Annotated in this window: 21 protein-coding genes; 6 read left to right on the top strand and 15 right to left on the bottom strand. The window is 38.8% G+C overall.

All coding sequences use genetic code 11. The features are described from left to right. Nucleotides 1-181: 181 nt before the first annotated feature. Together trxA and rho are read left to right on the top strand one after the other, a co-directional pair. Nucleotides 182-508 (top strand): thioredoxin, encoded by a 327-nt coding sequence (trxA, locus tag F886_RS05545; protein WP_003655060.1) that lies wholly within the window; start codon nt 182-184, stop codon nt 506-508. Nucleotides 509-830: 322 nt separating this feature from the next. Then, nucleotides 831-2,099, top strand: a complete 1,269-nt coding sequence (gene rho / locus F886_RS05540; protein WP_004794523.1) for a transcription termination factor Rho — start codon at nt 831-833, stop codon at nt 2,097-2,099. A 158-nt stretch (nt 2,100-2,257) separates the two neighbouring features. Here the strand turns inward: rho and F886_RS19645 are convergent, their stop codons facing one another. After that, entirely contained in the window at nt 2,258-2,416 is a 159-nt protein-coding gene (locus F886_RS19645; protein ID WP_081399202.1) for a hypothetical protein, read from the bottom strand. Between the two features lie 94 nt (nt 2,417-2,510). Here F886_RS19645 and F886_RS05535 point away from each other — a divergent pair, with 94 nt between their 5' ends. Beyond that, nucleotides 2,511-2,753 (top strand): hypothetical protein, encoded by a 243-nt coding sequence (locus F886_RS05535; protein WP_005302445.1) that lies wholly within the window; start codon nt 2,511-2,513, stop codon nt 2,751-2,753. 155 nt (nt 2,754-2,908) lie between these two features. Here the strand turns inward: F886_RS05535 and F886_RS05530 are convergent, their stop codons facing one another. The 3 genes from F886_RS05530 to pheS are packed head-to-tail and all read right to left on the bottom strand — an operon-like array spanning nt 2,909 to nt 6,596. Next, nucleotides 2,909-3,205, bottom strand: coding sequence for an integration host factor subunit alpha (locus F886_RS05530; protein WP_000126166.1), 297 nt, complete (start codon nt 3,203-3,205; stop codon nt 2,909-2,911). Further along, nucleotides 3,202-5,583, bottom strand: coding sequence for a phenylalanine--tRNA ligase subunit beta (gene pheT / locus F886_RS05525; protein ID WP_005302442.1), 2,382 nt, complete (start codon nt 5,581-5,583; stop codon nt 3,202-3,204). Before pheT ends, F886_RS05530 begins: the two co-directional genes overlap by 4 nt. A gap of 32 nt (nt 5,584-5,615) precedes the next feature. Then, the gene (gene pheS / locus F886_RS05520) at nt 5,616-6,596 is read right to left on the bottom strand and encodes a phenylalanine--tRNA ligase subunit alpha (RefSeq protein ID WP_004794529.1); all 981 of its coding nucleotides are present in this window, start codon (nt 6,594-6,596) and stop codon (nt 5,616-5,618) included. Between the two features lie 157 nt (nt 6,597-6,753). Here pheS and F886_RS05515 point away from each other — a divergent pair, with 157 nt between their 5' ends. Then, nucleotides 6,754-7,746, top strand: coding sequence for a hypothetical protein (locus F886_RS05515; RefSeq protein ID WP_005302438.1), 993 nt, complete (start codon nt 6,754-6,756; stop codon nt 7,744-7,746). Nucleotides 7,747-7,752: 6 nt separating this feature from the next. On the opposite strand, the gene F886_RS05510 is transcribed toward F886_RS05515, so the two are convergent. The 4 genes from F886_RS05510 to rpmI all read right to left on the bottom strand — a co-directional run bounded on the left by F886_RS05510 (nt 7,753) and on the right by rpmI (nt 9,527). Continuing rightward, nucleotides 7,753-8,256: a GNAT family N-acetyltransferase gene (locus tag F886_RS05510; protein ID WP_005302435.1), complete on the bottom strand. Its 504-nt coding sequence runs from the start codon at nt 8,254-8,256 to the stop codon at nt 7,753-7,755. Between the two features lie 57 nt (nt 8,257-8,313). Beyond that, nucleotides 8,314-8,871, bottom strand: coding sequence for an NADAR family protein (locus tag F886_RS05505; protein WP_005302432.1), 558 nt, complete (start codon nt 8,869-8,871; stop codon nt 8,314-8,316). Between the two features lie 90 nt (nt 8,872-8,961). Further along, on the bottom strand, nt 8,962-9,321 hold the full coding sequence (gene rplT / locus F886_RS05500; RefSeq protein WP_000124858.1) for a 50S ribosomal protein L20: 360 nt from the start codon (nt 9,319-9,321) through the stop codon (nt 8,962-8,964). An 11-nt stretch (nt 9,322-9,332) separates the two neighbouring features. Next, entirely contained in the window at nt 9,333-9,527 is a 195-nt protein-coding gene (gene rpmI, locus F886_RS05495; protein ID WP_003655048.1) for a 50S ribosomal protein L35, read from the bottom strand. A 236-nt stretch (nt 9,528-9,763) separates the two neighbouring features. Between rpmI and nreB the strand changes: the two genes are divergently transcribed. Further along, a complete protein-coding gene (gene nreB / locus F886_RS05490; RefSeq protein WP_005302428.1) occupies nt 9,764-11,017 on the top strand; it encodes a nickel resistance MFS transporter NreB in 1,254 nt (417 codons plus the stop codon). Between the two features lie 44 nt (nt 11,018-11,061). On the opposite strand, the gene F886_RS05485 is transcribed toward nreB, so the two are convergent. The 4 genes from F886_RS05485 to thrS form a co-directional block, all read right to left on the bottom strand. Beyond that, a complete protein-coding gene (locus tag F886_RS05485) occupies nt 11,062-11,490 on the bottom strand; it encodes a YqaA family protein (protein ID WP_005302425.1) in 429 nt (142 codons plus the stop codon). Between the two features lie 57 nt (nt 11,491-11,547). Then, nucleotides 11,548-12,168 carry a glutathione S-transferase N-terminal domain-containing protein gene (locus tag F886_RS05480; protein ID WP_005302422.1) on the bottom strand — a complete coding sequence of 207 codons (621 nt, stop codon included), beginning with the start codon at nt 12,166-12,168 and terminating at the stop codon, nt 11,548-11,550. 228 nt (nt 12,169-12,396) lie between these two features. Continuing rightward, nucleotides 12,397-12,948: a translation initiation factor IF-3 gene (gene infC, locus F886_RS05475; RefSeq protein ID WP_080592984.1), complete on the bottom strand. Its 552-nt coding sequence runs from the start codon at nt 12,946-12,948 to the stop codon at nt 12,397-12,399. 5 nt (nt 12,949-12,953) lie between these two features. Continuing rightward, a complete protein-coding gene (gene thrS / locus F886_RS05470; RefSeq protein WP_005302419.1) occupies nt 12,954-14,876 on the bottom strand; it encodes a threonine--tRNA ligase in 1,923 nt (640 codons plus the stop codon). A gap of 392 nt (nt 14,877-15,268) precedes the next feature. On the opposite strand from thrS, the gene F886_RS05465 reads away from it, so the two are divergent. Next, entirely contained in the window at nt 15,269-16,906 is a 1,638-nt protein-coding gene (locus tag F886_RS05465; RefSeq protein WP_005302416.1) for an acyl-CoA synthetase, read from the top strand. A gap of 47 nt (nt 16,907-16,953) precedes the next feature. Here F886_RS05465 and yjgA read toward each other — a convergent pair whose 3' ends face one another. The 3 genes from yjgA to rapZ are packed head-to-tail and all read right to left on the bottom strand — an operon-like array spanning nt 16,954 to nt 18,610. Further along, on the bottom strand, nt 16,954-17,490 hold the full coding sequence (yjgA, locus tag F886_RS05460; protein ID WP_005302413.1) for a ribosome biogenesis factor YjgA: 537 nt from the start codon (nt 17,488-17,490) through the stop codon (nt 16,954-16,956). Nucleotides 17,491-17,492: 2 nt separating this feature from the next. After that, nucleotides 17,493-17,762 (bottom strand): HPr family phosphocarrier protein, encoded by a 270-nt coding sequence (locus F886_RS05455; protein WP_013198928.1) that lies wholly within the window; start codon nt 17,760-17,762, stop codon nt 17,493-17,495. After that, the gene (rapZ, locus tag F886_RS05450; protein ID WP_004794551.1) at nt 17,759-18,610 is read right to left on the bottom strand and encodes an RNase adapter RapZ; all 852 of its coding nucleotides are present in this window, start codon (nt 18,608-18,610) and stop codon (nt 17,759-17,761) included. The genes F886_RS05455 and rapZ overlap by 4 nt, the downstream gene beginning before the upstream one ends. Nucleotides 18,611-18,620: the final 10 nt, after the last annotated feature.

The following is an 18,620-nucleotide window of genomic DNA, read 5'->3' as shown; positions in this document are numbered from 1 at the left end:
TTCTAATTGTTAAACGATTGTACAAGCCGATGATGAATATCGTGAGCATCCATTAGACAAATTTAGTTAAGCCTTGAATAATAGCATCAAACCCTTACATTGAACTAAGTAGCTATGTAATACTGATAGAGATAATTTCTCCTGTAGTAATAGCACTTTTTCTAAAAATTGGAGCCGTACCATGTCTGCGACTATTGTAAATACAACTGATGATAACTTCCAAGCAGATGTTCTAGACGCTGAAACACCTGTACTTGTTGACTTCTGGGCAGGTTGGTGTGCACCTTGTAAAGCAATTGCACCTGTTCTTGAAGACCTATCAAGTGAATATGCTGGTAAAGTAAAAATTGTTAAAGTTGATGTAACTTCTTGCGAAGATATTGCGGTGAAATACAATATCCGTAATATTCCTGCTTTATTACTTTTCAAAAATGGTGAAGTTGTAGCTCAACAAATTGGTGCTGTACCTCGCTCTAAACTTGTTAGCTTTATTGATGAAAATGTTTAAGTCAAAATGCTAAGAATAAAAATACGCTATACTTTTTTATAGCGTATTTTTTTCGGCTATAAATTGACAAATTAACTAAGCTGGCTTATATTGCATGCTCAAGAGGCACTGAAGGGAATCATCTTCGTCCGGCTTCTTACAAGACACAAACATAAAGATCGCCACTCGGCAACAGAAATTGTTTTTTCACATTTTTCTTCGAAACAATCAATCAGACTTCTGAATTGTTATTGTGTAAATACAATTGCGATAATCTTTTTTGTATGCGAGCGATTTTTCTTCTTTTTAAACCACACTCTACTCTTTCCTAATTCTGACCCTTATGAATTTAACTGAACTCAAGAAAAAACCAATTGGTGAATTAATTAAAATTGCTGAATTTATGGGCCTGGAAGGTATGGCTCGTAACCGAAAGCAAGATATTATCTTTGCCATTTTGAAACGCCATGCAATGAATGGCGAAGAAATTTTTGGTGATGGCGTTCTTGAAATTCTCTCTGATGGTTTTGGTTTTTTGCGCTCTGCGGCAGGTTCGTATTTAGCAGGTCCGGATGATATTTATGTGAGTCCTTCACAAATCCGACGCTTTAACTTGCGTACAGGTGATACCATCACAGGTACTATTCGCCCTCCAAAAGAAGGTGAGCGTTATTTTGCGTTGCTCAAAGTTAACCAGATTAACTATGACACGCCAGAAAATTCTCGAAATAAAATTTTATTTGAAAACTTAACACCCCTTTTCCCAACTGAACAATTGGTTATGGAACTCGGTAATGGTACGACAGAAGATTTAACTGCTCGTGTTGTTGACTTAGTTGCGCCAATTGGTAAAGGACAACGTTCTATTATTGTTGCACCGCCAAAAGCGGGTAAAACAATGTTACTTCAAAATATTGCTCAATCGATTGTTAGAAACAATCCAGAAGTATTCCTGATTGTTCTATTAATTGATGAGCGTCCAGAAGAAGTAACTGAAATGGAACGTACTGTTCGCGGTGAAGTCATTGCTTCAACATTCGACGAAGCTCCTGCTCGCCACGTACAAGTTGCAGAAATGGTAATTGAAAAAGCAAAACGTCTTGTTGAACATAAAAAAGACGTTGTGATTCTTCTTGACTCTATTACCCGTCTTGCTCGTGCTTACAACACGGTTATCCCGTCATCAGGTAAAGTATTAACTGGTGGTGTAGATGCTCATGCATTAGAGCGCCCTAAACGTTTCTTCGGTGCTGCACGTAATATTGAAGAAGGCGGATCTCTTACGATCATTTCAACTGCTTTGATTGAAACAGGCAGTAAAATGGATGACGTAATTTATGAAGAATTCAAAGGTACAGGTAACCAAGAGATTACACTTGATCGCCGTATTGCTGAAAAACGCGTCTTCCCTGCCATGAATATTAAGAAATCTGGCACTCGTCGTGAAGAGCGTTTAATGGATGATGATAACTTACGTAAAGTATGGATCCTCCGTAAGCTTCTACATCCTATGGATGAATTGGCGGCAATGGAATTCTTACTTGATCGTATGAAAGAAACCAAAACAAATGATGATTTCTTCGATCAGATGAAGCGTAAAGCTTCAACTTAATCGATTAATCTTCAATAAAAAGCCACTCTTTTGAGTGGTTTTTTATTTGGTTGACAAGCTTTACACAAAAATACATTTTGCAGTTTTTTATGTAAATTTACTTATAAGTTTTTGATAATAATTATTTTTGAATTAAAAAAAATAAGTTTTTTAGTAGCTTACCTCCACCTTTTCCAATACACTCGAGCCAATTGATTGTTTTTTTCTGTTAAAAAACAGACTGTTTTTCTGTTTTTCATACGTTTTTTTGACAGACGACAGTAGTATTTCAGCATTTGCAGTGATAGCATAGCGGCAGACCAGTTAGACTGCTCCATGCGTTGTTACCTAGCTACGTTTTAGGAATAATAAAAGCAAAACAGTCCAACTTAGGTTTTTTTAATCTCAAATCTTTTTTGTGAGAGTGATGCCATGTTATTCAAAAAATTTGCTGTTGCTGCTGCTGTTGCTGCTACTTTAGCTTTCGTTGGTTGTTCTAAGAAAGAAGAAGCTCCTGCTGCTGCTTCTGAAGCTGTAGCTGCTGCTTCTGAAGCTACTGCTGCTGCTTCTGAAGCTGCTGTAGCTGTTGATGCTGCTGCTTCTGACGTTGCTGCTGCTGCTTCTGACGTTGCTGCTTCTGCTTCTGACGTTGCTGCTGCTTCTGCTGCACACTAATCTATAAAGATTAGATAAAAAGAGGACATTCTGTCCTCTTTTTTTACGCCTAAATTTTATATTCCAAAAATCATTCCGCTTAAACTATCTAGATAAATTGATATCACATCGTAGTTGAATAAAGCCATCTAAATATAAGTAAAAAAAAAAGCAGATCAATCGATCTGCTCATTTCCAACGCGTTGTCTAAACTTTTGACCTGCTCTGAAGGTCACAACCCTACGTGCAGAAATTGGAATTTCTTCACCTGTTTTAGGATTACGTCCTGGACGTTCGCGTTTATCTCTTAACTCAAAATTACCAAAACCAGAAAGCTTAACCTGCTCCCCTGCAATAAGTGCTTGGCTAATTTCGTCGAAGAACAACTCGACCATTTGTTTTGCTTCACGGCGATTTAAGCTGGTTAACTCACTTAAATGATCAGCCATGTCTGCTTTAGTTAATGCTGTCATGAGGCCCTCAATGTCGCTTGATAAGTGTTTTCTAACACTTGGATTATATTGTCCATACCAGATTTAATTTCAGCATCTTCAAGCGTACGTGAAGGATGTTGCCACAAAAGTGCAAACGCTAATGAGCGCTTACCATCTTCGACACCCTGCCCCGTATACACATCGAATAACCATGTAGAGTCTAAAAGCTCTCCACCAGTTTGTTCGATTAACTGCTGAATATCTCTAACATTTATATTATCAGAGATTAAAAGCGCAATATCACGTCTAACCGAAGGAAAACGTGATAATTCTGTAAAATTAGATACATAAGATTGCAAAACAGCTGTTTGATCAAGTTCAGCTACCCAAGTCGTGCTTAAATCAAGCTCATTTTCTAGAGATGGATGCAAACGCCCCAAGTAACCAATTGATTTACCTTCTACTAAAATTTCAGCCGATTGCCCTGGATGCAACCACGCACGTTCTGAACGAACATATTCAACACTTACACGTCCAGCAGCTAATATCTCTTCAATCTCACCTTTGAAATCAAAGAAATCCATTGGTTGAGGCTTAACATGCCACGATTCTGGTTCTTGTGAACCCACTGCAACCAGAGCCAACGTAGGAGTCTGTTTTAAATCTTCAATGCTCTTAGCATTTTGATAATCAAAACGCAGTCCGAATTCAAAGAAACGAACACGACTTTGCTGACGGTTGAGATTATATTGTACGCAAGGAATTAAGCTAGAAAGTAAAGTACTACGCATTGCAGCCAAATCACTTGAAATTGGATTTGCTAGCATGAGTGGCTGAACTTCTGGATTTAATTGCTTTTCAAGTTTTGCATCAGCAAAGCTAAAGCTAATTGCTTCTTGGTAACCTAAAGTCACGATCGTTTGACGCAACTCAGCGAGTTCAAAACGATCTTGATATTTAGCAAATTTAACATCCATGCTTGGTAAGCTAATTTGGATATTGTCATAGCCATCAATACGCGCTACTTCTTCAATTAAATCTTGATAAATAGCCATATCATAGCGATGTGATGGTGGCACTACACTCCATTCACCTTCAGTCTTAACTGTTACCTTACATCCTAGTCGAGTTAAAGCATCTGCAATGAACTTACCCGCAACTTGATATCCCAACAATTGGTCTACCTGAGCTTGTTTCAGTTCAATTGCTTCACGCTTAGGAAGTAGATCAATTTTTTCAGCTACAGTAATTGGCCCAAACTCGCCGCCTGCTAACTCTTGAATAAGTTGAGAAGCACGATTCATTGCAATTAAAGGTAATTCGAAATCTACACCGCGTTCATAACGCTGCGAAGAGTCAGTATGTAAACCAAAACGACGAGCACGACCAGCAATCGCGAGTGGCGCGAAGAAAGCACTTTCTAAGAAAATATCAGTCGTATCATCAGTTACACTTGATGATAAACCACCCATAATTCCAGCAATTGCCAAAGCTTTTTGGTCATCAGCAATCACCATTATATCTTCTTGCAACTCAACTTCTTGATCATTCAGAAGTTGTAATTTTTCTTGTTGTGTTGCTTGACGAACATGTACAGTCCCTTCGATTTTAGACAAATCGAATGCGTGCATTGGTTGACCCAATTCCATTAAGACATAGTTGGTCACATCAACCAAAATACTATGAGTACGGATACCTGAACGTGATAAAGCCTGTTCCATCCACTCAGGAGTCGCAGCTTTTACATTAACATTTTTAACTACACGCCCTAGATAACGCGGAGCACCTTCAGTACTGATAACTACTTTTTTCTCATCAGCAATAGTGGCATCAACCGAGTTAATTACAGGCTCATTCATTTGTAGCTTATTAATAACTGCAATTTCACGGGCAATACCACGAATACTAAAACAGTCACCACGGTTTGGCGTAATGCTAATATCAATGACATTATCATCAAGTTTGAGGTATTCGCGGATATTTACTCCTACTGGAGCATCAGCTGGCAATTCAAGCAAACCATCGATTTTATCTTCAAGATCAATCTCAGAAGCACCACAAAGCATGCCTTGTGACTCAACTCCACGAAGTTTACCTTTTTTGATTTTAAAATCGCCAGGTAATACAGCGCCAATGGTTGCCACAGGTGCTTTCATTCCAACACGAACGTTCGGTGCGCCACATACAATTTGTAAAGGCTCACCTGAACCAATATTCACTGTTGTAACACGTAGACGGTCTGCATCAGGGTGCTGCTCAACAGTGAGCACTTCACCAATTACAACGCCGGTAAATGGTTTAGCAACAGGTGCCAATTCATCAACTTCAAGACCAAGCATCGTCAACTGATCAGATAATGTATCACTATCAATTGCCGGATTAACCCATGTACGTAGCCAATTTTCGCTAATCTTCATCTTTATAAACCTTTTTTAATCCTGAAAAACTGTTAGGCAAATTGGCGTAAGAAACGCACATCATTTTGATAGAACATACGCAAGTCATTAATGCCATAACGCAACATAGCAAAGCGCTCTACCCCTAAACCAAAAGCAAAGCCTTTGTATTTATCAGGATCAATACCCGCAGCACTTAATACATTTGGATGTACCATGCCACAGCCTAAAACCTCTAACCAACGGCCACGTTCATCCATAATATCTACTTCTGCACTTGGCTCAGTAAACGGGAAATATGATGGACGGAAACGTACCTTTAAATCTTTTTCAAAAAACTCATTCAGCAGGTTAATGAGTAAACCTTTTAATTCAGCAAAGCTGGTGTTCTCAGCAACGTATAGACCTTCGATCTGATGGAACATTGGCGAATGCGTCTGATCAGAGTCACAACGATAAACACGGCCTGGACATACGATACGAATTGGTGGCTCACTTGTTTCCATGGTACGAATTTGCACACCAGACGTGTGCGTACGCAGTAAATGAGTGGCATCAAAATAGAAAGTATCGTGCATAGCACGCGCTGGATGGTGACCAGGAATATTTAATGCTTCAAAATTGTGATAGTCATCTTCAACTTCTGGACCAGTCGCAACTGTAAAACCAGCCTTAGTGAAGAACTGACAAATTCTTTCTTGTACTTGAGTAACAGGGTGAACTGTACCAACGCGTTGACCGCGGCCTGGCAAAGTAATATCAATTGTTTCACTTGCTAGTTTTTGCTCAAGTGCTGCCTGTTGTAATGCCGCTTGACGTTCTGTTAAAGCAGTATTAATTGTTTCTCGAACAGCATGAATCGCAGCACCTTGTACTTTGCGTTCTTCAGGGTCCATTTTCCCTAATGCTTTCGATTGTTCTGCAAGCTGGCTTTTTTTCCCTGTAAATTGCACACGCACCTGATCAAGTGCAACAAGGTCTTGAGCTGCTGCAATGGCAGCAAGCGCTTCTGTGGTCAGGGCTTCCAGTGACATATTAACTCTCAAAGCAACAAATTAAAAAATATAATAAAACACTGCATTCTAACAGTTTTTCATCAGATTGATGAAGTTTATCCATCATGAAAAATGTATTAGGCAACAAAAAGATAAAACGTATAAGATAATAGCATCGTCAATGAGATCAACTATTATGGCGCTCAATCAAATTTGGAAACAACAACTTACGCTTGTGACGTATGGTAATGAATACCTCCGTCAGAATTTAAGCTTTACCCAATGGCGACAACATCATATTTTTGACCACCATAGTTTTCAGTTTCGTGACTTAGCTTCTCAGCATTTACTCGCTCAACACTTTCAAGTTTGGCTAGAAGCGCTAAAAAAACAAGGCACCACTCAGCTCAGTTTACACTTATCAAGCCTTCTCAATGAAGAGCAAAATCCAAACAGCAACGTTGAGCTTTTGCCTTATACTCATTTTATCGTTAGCCATCAAAATGATAAGAAATTTGCATGGATTTTCGGCCATGAACTTGCTGAATGGTATAACAATGATAATGAGTTTGAAGCTCCTGCTTCACAAACCTGTGAGCTTCGTTTAGAAACTTTCTGGCGTTTTGAACTCAATGAAAAATTATCAAAAAAAATTGAAGCTGATTTAAAAAATCCGCCATGGCAAGAAATAGCTGACTTTATGGAGAGTGAATTATTTCGTAGTAAATATGCAGCAGGGTTTGAGGAACCAGAATTTCAAAAAACTCATTTTGATGGTACAAGCATTACAAGCCAAGAACCAAGACTTGCTTTAATTCCAGAGAATTATCCTGCAGATTATGCTCATCAGCTTTTATCTCGCACTCAAGCATTGGCTAATTATTTAGAACAAAAGAAACGCCTTGCAAATGATCCATTAGGAGAAGAGCTAGACCAAGAACAAATCATTAATTTAAGAAATTTTACGCAAAAAACTGATGATTTGTTTGCCAAACTTATTGTTAAGGCTGCAAATCACTACCAAACAGCTCAGATTGTACCTGTAGTTAAAGCCTCTCCGTTCGAGCAATCAAATGAAAATCCACAACATTTGAAATCTCACCACCATAAAGGCACTGGTTCAGGCGTTATTAAGCTGATTATTCTAACGATTATTATTTGTGCTCTGGCTTATTATTTTGGGCTTTAACTTAGATTAGAGTTTCCATTGATAAAGTAACTCTGTTATTTCGAAGCCGAACTCCGGTAGTTCGGTTTCGCCAATTATTCTGGCTCCCATTTTTTCATAGAAAAAACGGCTTGGATTTTTATTAAAAACTTCTAAACGAATAAAACTGTATCCATTATTTAAAGCACACTGATGAAACTTTTGGAATAACTCACGGCCTATACCTTGTTTTTGAACTTCTCTTAAAAGATAAAAAGCAAGAATTTCAGCAATATTATTTTCTGGATTTAAATAACCATCGAGAAAGCCTTTCACTATTCCATTTTCAGTATAGATAAGTAACTTATGATCAGAGTTTTTGGTGATTTCTTTCCATAACTGTTCTTTATCTAGTACTTTAAGCTCATCCAATATTTCCTGCTTAAGCATACCTGTATAGGTTTCTTTCCAACACTGCACATGTACTTCTGCAATAGATAATGCATCCTTAAAAGTAGCTATACAAATTTCTCTTTCATTTAGTAATTGCAATTCGTTTCCCTCACGTCACTACTTTTAAAGTGAAGCACCAATTTGTTTCATACAAACTTATTCAACTAAAAGCCGCTCTCGAACATGCATTAGAGCAAAACCCAACAAATTTAAGCCTTGCCATTGAGATGGATCTTGAATATGTGGATGGTCTTGTGCCATACCAATTCCCCAAATTTTATCGACTGGAGATGCTTCAACTAAAATACGATCTTTTGTGGCTAATAAGAATTCTTTCAATTTATGATGCTGAGAGAATTTAGCAAAGTTCGCCTGTACGACAATATCAAACCGTTTTTCTTGCCATAACTGTTCATCATAATTACGCACTTTACGACCTAGCTGTTTCGCCTCATTCGGATGTTTAACCTGCAAAATCTGTGCAAAAATTTCTTCATCATTAAATAATTTTGCTTTTTGCGCCATCATATAGTGCTCAGCAGTAAAGTATTCATGACCTTCCACTTTAAATTGCGCAGGAAACCACTGGCTAAAACAGCTTTTATCAACAAGATCAGCTTGTTTAGGAGTATGCCCCCAGAAATATAAGTATTTAGACTGATGGCCTTGCTGTACTTTTTGAATTAAGTCCTTTAGAAATTTTTCGTCTTTCATCATTTATCTCTGATTATTTTCTTTTTTAAAATAGAACCACTCAAAATAAAAAAGACCGCTAAAAAGCGGCCTCTTTTTGAATCTCTAAGCTTATGCAGCTAATGCGCCTTTAGCTTTTTCAGCTAAAGCAGCAAATGCTACTGCATCATGCATAGCGATGTCAGCTAATACGCGACGGTCGATGATCACTTGAGCTTTTTTCAAGCCATCGATCATACGGCTGTAAGACAAACCGTTTTGACGAGCACCAGCATTGATACGCGCAATCCATAGAGCACGGAATTGACGTTTCTTTTGACGGCGGTCACGATAAGCGTATTGACCAGCTTTGATTACCGCTTGGAACGCTACGCGGTAAACGCGTGAACGAGCACCATAGTAACCTTTAGCGCGAGCAAGAATTTTTTTGTGACGACGATGAGCCACTACACCACGTTTTACACGAGCCATTTATAATCTCCTTAGATGTATGGGCACATACGACGAACTGAGTTCACGTCAGAAACATGAACCATTACACAGCCGCGTAATTGACGGATACGTTTAGCAGATTTTTTGGTCAAAATGTGGCGCTTAAATGCTTGTTTGCGCTTAAAACCGTGTGCAGTCGCCTTGAAGCGTTTAGCAGCACCGCGGCGAGTTTTCATCTTAGGCATAACAACCTCTTTTGAACACCTGTTCGGAACGTTTGCACCATTGCAAAAACGACCTGCAGGTAAGGGAGCCGATATTCTAAAGCATCCCAACCTAAAACAAAAGTAAAATGCTCATTTTTTGATAGTAAATTGTCTATTTTATATAAACGATATTTTCTATAATCAATTATCAAATTACGAGAAAATCCATAAAATCATCGCCTATAATAAGTGCAATCCCCTAAATTCAAAAGAATATGAATATACAAAATGATGCTTTCGCTGCATTACGGTATCGAGACTTCTCTATCGTTACGATCAATCAGTTTTGCTTAACGCTCGCAATTTTGATTCAAGAAATTATTGTTGCCTATTCATTATACCAAATCACCAAAGACCCACTGACTTTAGGTTTAATCGGACTTGCAGAAGCCATTCCTTTTATTGCCCTTTCTCTTTGGGGAGGCTATTTTGCAGATAGGTTTAATAAACAGATTATTATGAAAATCTGTTTATTTTTTTCGGTTCCCCTTCCCCTGGTTTTATGGTTACTTTTCCACTTACATGGTTTAGGACATATCAGTGTTAGCTTCCTTTCTTGGGGCATTTATGCTGTTATTTTTGGCTTAGGAACAATCCGCGGTTTCTACAATCCTTCTGCAACATCTTTAAAACCATTTTTAATTCCACGCGAACTTTATGCAAATGGTGCGACATGGACAACCATCGGCTGGCAAAGTGGTGTAATTATTGGACCTATGCTGGGTGGTTTTATGCTTGCTTATTTAGGCAGAGAAACCAGTCTATTTAGCGTTGCTGTTTTACTTGGTATTTGCTTTATTTTAATTAATTTATTGCATAAACGTAATTTCCCTAAAATTGAAACTGACAATATTCTAGAAAGCTTAGGAGAAGGTTTCCGTTTTATCTGGAAAACCAAAATTGTTCTTTGGGCGATTTCTCTTGATTTAGCTTCTGTTTTATTTGGTGGCGTTATCGCGTTATTACCAATTTTCGCAGAAGATATATTAAAAGTCGGTCCGGAAGGACTTGGATATTTACGAGCTGCTCCATCTATTGGCGCACTTATCACAATGATTGCTTTGACCCGCTTTCCGCCAACTCAGCACGCATGGCGTAACATGTTACTTGCTGTAGCAGGTTTTGGAATATTTACTATTCTATTCGCCTTCTCAAAAAATATGTGGTTATCACTTTTTGCTCTTGCTATGACAGGCGCTTGTGACAGTATTTCAGTTGTGGTTAGACAAACCATTTTGCAAATTTTCCCACCAGAAAATATGCGAGGCCGCGTTGCTGCCGTAAACGGTATGTTTGTATCTTCAAGTAATGAATTAGGAGCCTTTGAATCAGGTTTAGCAGCTAAATATTTAGGCACGATTACCGCTACAATTTTTGGAGGCTGCATGACTCTGGTTGTTGTGACTTTCTGTTGGATCAAAACGAACGATCTATTTAAAGTTGATATCATCAGAAGCTCAGAAGATTAATTTAAATAGTTATAAATCAAAGCATCTTCGGATGCTTTTTTATTTTAAATAAAACCCATCACTACCCAGTAAATAAACAAATAGCGCCCTGCTTTGGCAATAACAACAATACCAAGGAAGCGCCAAAAATTTTCTTTGAAGAGTCCAGCAACCAAAGTAATTGGATCACCAATGATAGGCGCCCAACTTAAAAGTAAAGAGTAAAAGCCATACTTATGATAAAAGCGTTGGGCTTGTTCTAAACGCTTTTCAGAAACTGGAAACCACTTTCGATGTTTAAATTGCTCTATCTTTAGGCCTAACCACCAATTAACACAAGAACCTAAGACATTACCCAAAGTAGCAGTACCGATTAAAAGCAAAGCTGAATATTGTCCCTTTAATAATAAAGTTACCAACACCGCTTCAGACTGTAGAGGTAATAATGTGGCAGCACCAAAAGCACTGATAAAAAGCAAAAAGTAACTCAGCATAAGCAATTATACCAAATGACTTTTTGCTTTAAGCATTTATTAAATCTAGGCAAGAAATTAAGCCACTTTAATTGATAGTGCTTTCTGAACTGCTGGGCGTGCTGTTAAACGCACAATATATTCTTGTACATATGGATAGTCTTCAAGTTGAATACCTTGCCATTCATAACGCAAGATCCAAGGTAAAATTGCCATGTCAGCAATCGAGTACTCACCAGCAACAAACTTCTGACCAATTAATTGTTTATTAAGTACACCATATAAACGTTTAGTTTCATTTACATAGCGATCTATGGCATAGGGAATTTTTTCTGGGGCGAAACGATTAAAATGATGATTTTGCCCAAGCATAGGCCCTAACCCGCCCATTTGCCACATGAGCCACTGCTCAACCTCAACTCGCTCTTGTTCATCATCTGGATAAAATAATCCAGTTTTTCGACCTAGATATTGCAAGATAGCACCCGATTCAAATATAGATATCGGCTCACCACGAGGTCCATTTTGATCAACAATCGCAGGAATTTTGTTATTTGGAGAAATTCTCAGGAAATCTGGTTGAAATTGATCATTTTCTAAAATATTAATTGGGTAAAGGGTGTAATCCAATCCCATTTCTTCTAAGGCAATTGTGATTTTATGTCCATTGGGAGTGCCCCAATAATATAGATCAATCATTCTATTTTCCTACTCATCGTTATCATGACTGCGTCTTGGTTTATATCATGTTTTAAGAGAGACGATTAGATTTGCAACACTAAAAAATACATAAAATTCGTGAATTGAATTTCTTAAAAAAATATACCAATTGTCTTAAATAAAACTGAATAAAGAAAATTTAAATGATCTTTTTTTATTGATATGTGGGTAAAAAAAGCACTGCTTTTGCAGTGCTTTTTTTGAGTATTACTTTTTCTTTTTCGGTCCAAGTAACATACCCATTTGACGGCCTTCCATTTTTGGTGCTTGTTCCACAACCCCAAACTCAGCTACATCCGCTTCAATTTTTTGTAATTGAGCTAAGCCAAGCTGTTGATGAGCCATTTCACGACCACGGAAACGTAAAGTAATCTTCACTTTGTTTCCTTCTTCAAGGAATTTCAAAATAGCACGAAGCTTAACTTGATAATCACCAACATCAGTTGCAGGGCGCAGTTTGATTTCCTTCACTTGCACTTGATGCTGTTTTTTCTTCGCATCTTTTTGCTTCTGCTTCAGGTCAAACAAGTGCTTGTTGTAATCCATAATTTTACAAACAGGCGGCTCGGCGTTTGCAACGATCTCAACAAGATCAAGTTCAACCTCTTCAGCAGCACGCAGTGCTTCACTTAATGAAACAATTCCTTTTTGCTCACCTTCAGCACCGACGAGGCGTACTTCTTTTGCACGGATCTCGTCATTAATTGCTGGACGGTTGCTTTTTGCACCTTGTTGTTGGTTACGGTCAGGCTGTTTAATCTTTCTTACTCCACAATATACCGGCCACGTTCGGCGACGGCAGACTTCACTAAGTCAATGAATGCATCTACTGACATAGTACCTAAATTTTTTCCTGAGCGGGTACGTACATTCACTGTACCTTCTTCAACTTCTCGATCACCAAGAACTAACAAGTAAGGAATACGCTCTAGAGTACGCTCACGAATCTTAAATCCGATTTTTTCATTTCTCAAGTCAGAAATGGCACGAAGACCATTTTCTTTGAGTTTTGCTACGACTTTCTCACAAGCTTCAGCTTGAGAATCCGTGATATTCATGACACATGCTTGTAACGGTGACAACCAAGGTGGCATGAAACCAGCGTAGTGTTCAATTAGTATACCAATAAAACGCTCAAAACTGCCAAGAATTGCACGATGCAACATAACAGGCTGATCACGATCATTGTCTTCAGTCACATAAGACGCATCTAAACGCTCTGGTAAGTTGAAGTCACACTGAATAGTACCACATTGCCATACACGTCCGAGACAGTCTTTCAATGAGAATTCAATTTTTGGACCGTAGAACGCACCTTCACCAGGTTGTAATTCCCATTCCAACCCTGCGGCATCTAAAGCGTCTGCTAAAGATTTCTCAGCCATATCCCAAAGTGCATCATCACCCACACGTTTTTCTGGACGTGTAGAAAGTTTCATTTGCACTTCTTCAAAGCCAAAATCTTTATAAACATCAAGCGTCAGTTTAATAAAATCTGCAACTTCTTGACCGATTTGTTCTTTAGTACAGAAGATATGTGCATCATCTTGTGTAAATCCACGTACACGCATAATGCCGTGTAAAGAACCAGATGGTTCATTACGATGACAAGAACCGAACTCTGCTAAACGAATTGGCAAATCACGGTAAGACTTCAAACCTTGGTTGAAAACTTGTACGTGACATGGGCAGTTCATTGGTTTAACCGCATAATTACGACTTTCAGAATGAGTCGTAAACATGTTGTCTGCATAGTTCGCTGCATGGCCTGATTTTTCCCAAAGCGTAAAGTCTACGATTTGTGGTGTTTTAATCTCAAGGTAACCATTGTCTTGCTGAACTTTACGCATGTATTGTTCAAGAACTTGGTAAATCGTCCAACCGTTTGGATGCCAGAACACCATACCTGGTGCTTCTTCTTGCATATGGAACAAGTCTAGAGCTTTACCAATTTTACGGTGGTCGCGCTTTTCAGCTTCTTCAATACGTTTGATGTATGCAGCAAGCTGTTTCTTATCAGCCCATGCAGTACCATAAATACGTTGAAGCTGTTCGTTCTTCGCATCACCACGCCAGTAAGCGCCAGAGATTTTTGTCAGCTTAAACGATTTTAAAAATTTAGTGTTCGGTACGTGTGGACCACGACACATATCTAAATAATCTTGATGGTAGTACAAGCCCATTTGTGTTTCTTCAGGCATGTCTGCAATCAAGCGTAATTTGTATTCTTCGCCACGTGCAGTAAATTCAGCAATGACTTCATCACGCGGTGTCATTTTTTTAACGACATCATAATCTTGATCAATGAGCTTTTTCATGCGCTCTTCGACAGCTGCCATATCGTCTAATGTAAAAGGACGTGGCATCCAGATGTCGTAGTAAAAACCTTCTTCAATGACTGGACCAATCACCATCTTGGCTTCAGGGAAAAGCTGTTTAACAGCATGTCCGACAAGGTGTGCACAAGAGTGGCGAATAATTTCAAGACCTTCTTCATCTTTTGGAGTGATAATTTGTAAGGTCGAATCTTCGGTAATTAAGTCACATGCATCAACTAAGCGATCATTCACACGTCCAGCAACAGTATTTTTTGCTAGACCAGGCCCGATACTTTGGGCAACTTCCATAACAGATACAGCGTGATCAAAACTCTTTTGATCGCCATTTGGCAATGTGATAATTGGCATAAAAAAATCCTTAAGGAGTGATGCCCTATACGAAGGAGCATTTCACCGCGAGATTATGATCGAGGCGAACCTCAAAATATAAAAACGGTGTAAATCAAAATTAAAAAACCTGAAAGATTTTACACTTGTTCAAGCAAAGTGAAAACCTTTGAGCCCATAAAATCATAAATACATTTTGCTTATCAGGTAAACAGCAATAAATGACTTAAAAACATATTGAGATGATTTTTAAACATGTTCAACACAAGTGGTTTAAGATGAAGAAAATAGCATTTCTGCTCATTTTCTGACTGGAGGGTATTTCCCTTTAAGACTAAAGCATAGATGCTTTGATGAGTATTAAGTCATATTTTCAAAGAATGAATTAAAAATAGAACACGGAGTTGTTTCACATGGTTAGTGCTTATGATGAATTGCCACGCACACCCGCAAACTTTGTTGCGTTATCGCCTCTACGCTACCTAGAGCGTGCAGCTTATATTTATCCAAATCACGCTTCGATTATTCACGGTAAACGCCAAATTTCATGGAAAGAAACTTACCAACGTTGTTGCCAGTTTGCTTCTCAGCTCAAACAACTCGGAATTGGTAAAAATGATACGGTATCAGTTTTATTGCCTAATGTGCCAGCGATGATCGAAGCACATTTTGCAGTACCGATGACTGGAGCTGTGCTCAATACGCTCAATACACGCTTAGATGCAAAAACAATAGCTTTCATGTTAGAACATGCTGAAAGCAAAGTGCTTTTGGTTGACCCTGAATTTGTTAATCTGGCAAGAGAAGCCCTCTCTCTTATTCCCGACCAACACATTATTGTGATTGATGTAGCTGATGATGAATATGAGGGCGAGAATCAGTTTATTGGCTCTTTTGAATATGAAGAATGGATAGCTCAAGGCGACATTAATTTTGTATGGCATTTACCAGATGATGAGTGGGATGCAATTAGCTTAAGCTACACTTCAGGCACAACAGGTAATCCTAAAGGCGTTGTTTATCATCATCGGGGCGCTTATTTAAACGCTGCAAGTAACATATTGGCCTGCGGAATGAAACCTCGCGCTGTGTATTTATGGACATTGCCTCTCTTTCATTGTAATGGTTGGTGTTTTGCATGGAGCATCGCAGCCAGCGGTGGAACAAATATTTGTTTGCGCAAGGTCGACCCAGAATTAGTCATGCAACTCATTGCAGAACATAAGGTTGATTATTTCTGTGGTGCACCGATTGTTCTTTCAATGATTATTAACTTACCTAAAGAAAAACAAACTAACTTTGATCACCATGTTGAAGTAATGGTTGCTGGCGCAGCTCCTCCAGTTGCTATTATTGAAGGTATGCGAAACATGGGGATTAACGTAAACCATGTTTATGGTTTAACTGAAACTTACGGGCCTTCTGCCTTATGTGCTTCGCAATCGGGATGGAATGAGCTTTCAATTGCCGAACAAGCTCAACTTCATTCTCGCCAAGGCGTACCCTATCCGTTACAAGACAGTATGCGTGTATTAGACCCAGAAACCATGCAACCTGTACCAAACGATGGACAAACCATGGGAGAAATCATGTTCCGTGGAAATATTGTCATGAAAGGCTATTTAAAGAATCCCCAAGCGACTCAAGAAGCTTTTGCTGGCGGATGGTTCCACACGGGAGACTTAGCCGTTTGCCATCCCGATGGTTATGCAAAAATTACTGATCGCTCGAAAGATATTATTATTTCAGGTGGAGAAAATATTTCATCTTTAGAAGTAGAGGATGTTTTGTATAAACACCCAGCTGTTTTAACCGCTGCGGTGGTTGCTAAACCCGATGCCCGTTGGCAAGAAGTACCATGCGCATTTATTGAATTAAAAATGGGTGCTACAGCAACACCTGAAGAAATTATTGCACATTGTCAAAAAGAGTTAGCTCGCTTTAAAGTTCCTAAAGATGTGGTCATTACAGAAATTCCAAAAACATCGACCGGCAAATTACAGAAGTTTATTTTGCGTGAATGGGCAAAAGAACGCGCTGAGAATATATAAATAAAAAAAGCGACGCCTTGAGCGTCGCTTTTTTTATTTAAGTGCATTTAGCCTTGATCGGACAATAATGCAATTTGCTGCACATAGTTAACAAATTTAACTTTTGATGCCTCAATATCTGCTTCACTCGCCTGTTGAGTTTTATCGCGGTTAATTCTCAACACATGCTGACGCAAGGTGTGACGTTCCGATGCATTATAAATTTTACTAAATTCATTAATTGCAGGATCACCCTGCTCAATCATACGGTCAACCCAACGCATTAATTGAGCCTGTCTTTTTGCGCCTTGCTGCGGGGTTAAATAAGACAAAATAACGGTCTCATCTTCATTGCGCAATAACTTACCAATACGTTGAAATTGGCGACGACGTGCTTCAAAAGAACTAATGTTCTGCACTTCCATTAAAGCATCAATTAAACGCTCATCAACTGGAAGTTTCTGAATTTGTTTAATAGAAAGTTGTGCGAGTTGCTCACCTAAAGCAGCCATGCGTTGCACTGCTTTTTTCTGTTCGGTTTTACTTGCACGTCCTTCTAAAGAACCGAAATCTTCTTCAGTATAACGCTGGGAACCACGTGCCACGATTAATCTGCCTCATAAAATTTTGCTGCGAATAACGCCAGTACTTCATTTAATGCCTGCTCTTCGTCGGTACCATCAATGACCAATCGCAAAGTGGTTCCTTTACCTGCACCTAACATCAGCAAAGACATAATATTTTTTGCATCTACCAAATGATCGCCTTTTCCAATCTGGATCGACGAACGAAACTTTGTAGTGACCTCTATCAGTTTTCCTGATGCACGAGCATGTAAACCGAGTTTATTAATTACATCAACAGTTGTGTCTATCATGACCAGTGCTTCATTTCTCTGTGTAAGACCTGAACAGACCATTCTGCCTCAAGTGCTTGTTTTAGTCTATCTACGATATAAACCGAACGATGTTGCCCCCCAGTGCAACCAATAGAAATCGTCATATAGTGACGATGTCCTTCAGCAAATGCGGGAAGCCATTTTTTTAAGAAGTGAAGAATATCATCAAACATTTCGTTTGCTTGCGGACTTGCTTCTAAAAATAGTCTTACTGGCTCATCCAAACCAGAAAAACGTCTTAATTCTAAATCCCAATGCGGATTTGGTAAATGCCGTACATCAAAAACATAATCGGCATCTAAAGGAATGCCATGTTTGTATCCAAATGACTGCAATATGACAATAAGCTTATCTGACTGCCCTAATTTAGACAGTAAAATATGCTTTAAATCATGAACGCTTTTATCCGTTGTATCAATATGAACCGTAGCGCGGAACTGAATTGGAAGCAGTAACTGCTTTTCTTCATGAATACATTGCAACAGACTTTTAAAACGATTAGCTAATGGATGTGGACGACGCGATGCACTAAAACGCGCAATCAGATCCTGATCTTGTGTCGTCAAGTAAATAACATCAACAGTTCCATGTCTTTGTAATTGCTCAAACACATGATCGAACTCTTGCATATCTGCCCGAGTACTTCTTACATCCACTCCTAAAGCTAATTGCTCCAGATTGTTTTCATGATCTAGCTTTGCCACAATTTCAGGCAGCAATGCCAAAGGCAAATTATCAATACAGTAATAGCCCAAATCTTCTAATACTTGAAGGGCCGAAGATTTTCCTGAACCAGACTGTCCTGTCACGATAAGTATACGCTTCATGGCATGGCTG

Source organism: Acinetobacter sp. NIPH 542, assembly GCF_000369825.1.
Classification (GTDB): Bacteria; Pseudomonadota; Gammaproteobacteria; order Pseudomonadales; family Moraxellaceae; genus Acinetobacter; species Acinetobacter oleivorans.
Note: the sequence above shows the minus strand (reverse complement) of the source record. Positions and strands in the feature narration are given on the sequence as shown.

Bases quoted from the DNA above. Each gene is read 5' to 3' on its own strand.
- trxA (WP_003655060.1), top strand. From the start codon at position 182: ATGTCTGCGACTATTGTAAATACAACTGATGATAACTTCCAAGCAGAT.
- rho (WP_004794523.1), top strand. From the start codon at position 831: ATGAATTTAACTGAACTCAAGAAAAAACCAATTGGTGAATTAATTAAA.
- F886_RS19645 (WP_081399202.1), bottom strand. From the start codon at position 2,416: ATGGAGCAGTCTAACTGGTCTGCCGCTATGCTATCACTGCAAATGCTG.
- F886_RS05535 (WP_005302445.1), top strand. From the start codon at position 2,511: ATGTTATTCAAAAAATTTGCTGTTGCTGCTGCTGTTGCTGCTACTTTA.
- F886_RS05530 (WP_000126166.1), bottom strand. From the start codon at position 3,205: ATGACAGCATTAACTAAAGCAGACATGGCTGATCATTTAAGTGAGTTA.
- pheT (WP_005302442.1), bottom strand. From the start codon at position 5,583: ATGAAGATTAGCGAAAATTGGCTACGTACATGGGTTAATCCGGCAATT.
- pheS (WP_004794529.1), bottom strand. From the start codon at position 6,596: ATGTCACTGGAAGCCCTGACCACAGAAGCGCTTGCTGCCATTGCAGCA.
- F886_RS05515 (WP_005302438.1), top strand. From the start codon at position 6,754: ATGGCGCTCAATCAAATTTGGAAACAACAACTTACGCTTGTGACGTAT.
- F886_RS05505 (WP_005302432.1), bottom strand. From the start codon at position 8,871: ATGAAAGACGAAAAATTTCTAAAGGACTTAATTCAAAAAGTACAGCAA.
- rplT (WP_000124858.1), bottom strand. From the start codon at position 9,321: ATGGCTCGTGTAAAACGTGGTGTAGTGGCTCATCGTCGTCACAAAAAA.
- rpmI (WP_003655048.1), bottom strand. From the start codon at position 9,527: ATGCCTAAGATGAAAACTCGCCGCGGTGCTGCTAAACGCTTCAAGGCG.
- nreB (WP_005302428.1), top strand. From the start codon at position 9,764: ATGAATATACAAAATGATGCTTTCGCTGCATTACGGTATCGAGACTTC.
- F886_RS05485 (WP_005302425.1), bottom strand. From the start codon at position 11,490: ATGCTGAGTTACTTTTTGCTTTTTATCAGTGCTTTTGGTGCTGCCACA.
- F886_RS05480 (WP_005302422.1), bottom strand. From the start codon at position 12,168: ATGATTGATCTATATTATTGGGGCACTCCCAATGGACATAAAATCACA.
- thrS (WP_005302419.1), bottom strand. From the start codon at position 14,876: ATGCCAATTATCACATTGCCAAATGGCGATCAAAAGAGTTTTGATCAC.
- F886_RS05465 (WP_005302416.1), top strand. From the start codon at position 15,269: ATGGTTAGTGCTTATGATGAATTGCCACGCACACCCGCAAACTTTGTT.
- F886_RS05455 (WP_013198928.1), bottom strand. From the start codon at position 17,762: ATGATAGACACAACTGTTGATGTAATTAATAAACTCGGTTTACATGCT.
- rapZ (WP_004794551.1), bottom strand. From the start codon at position 18,610: ATGAAGCGTATACTTATCGTGACAGGACAGTCTGGTTCAGGAAAATCT.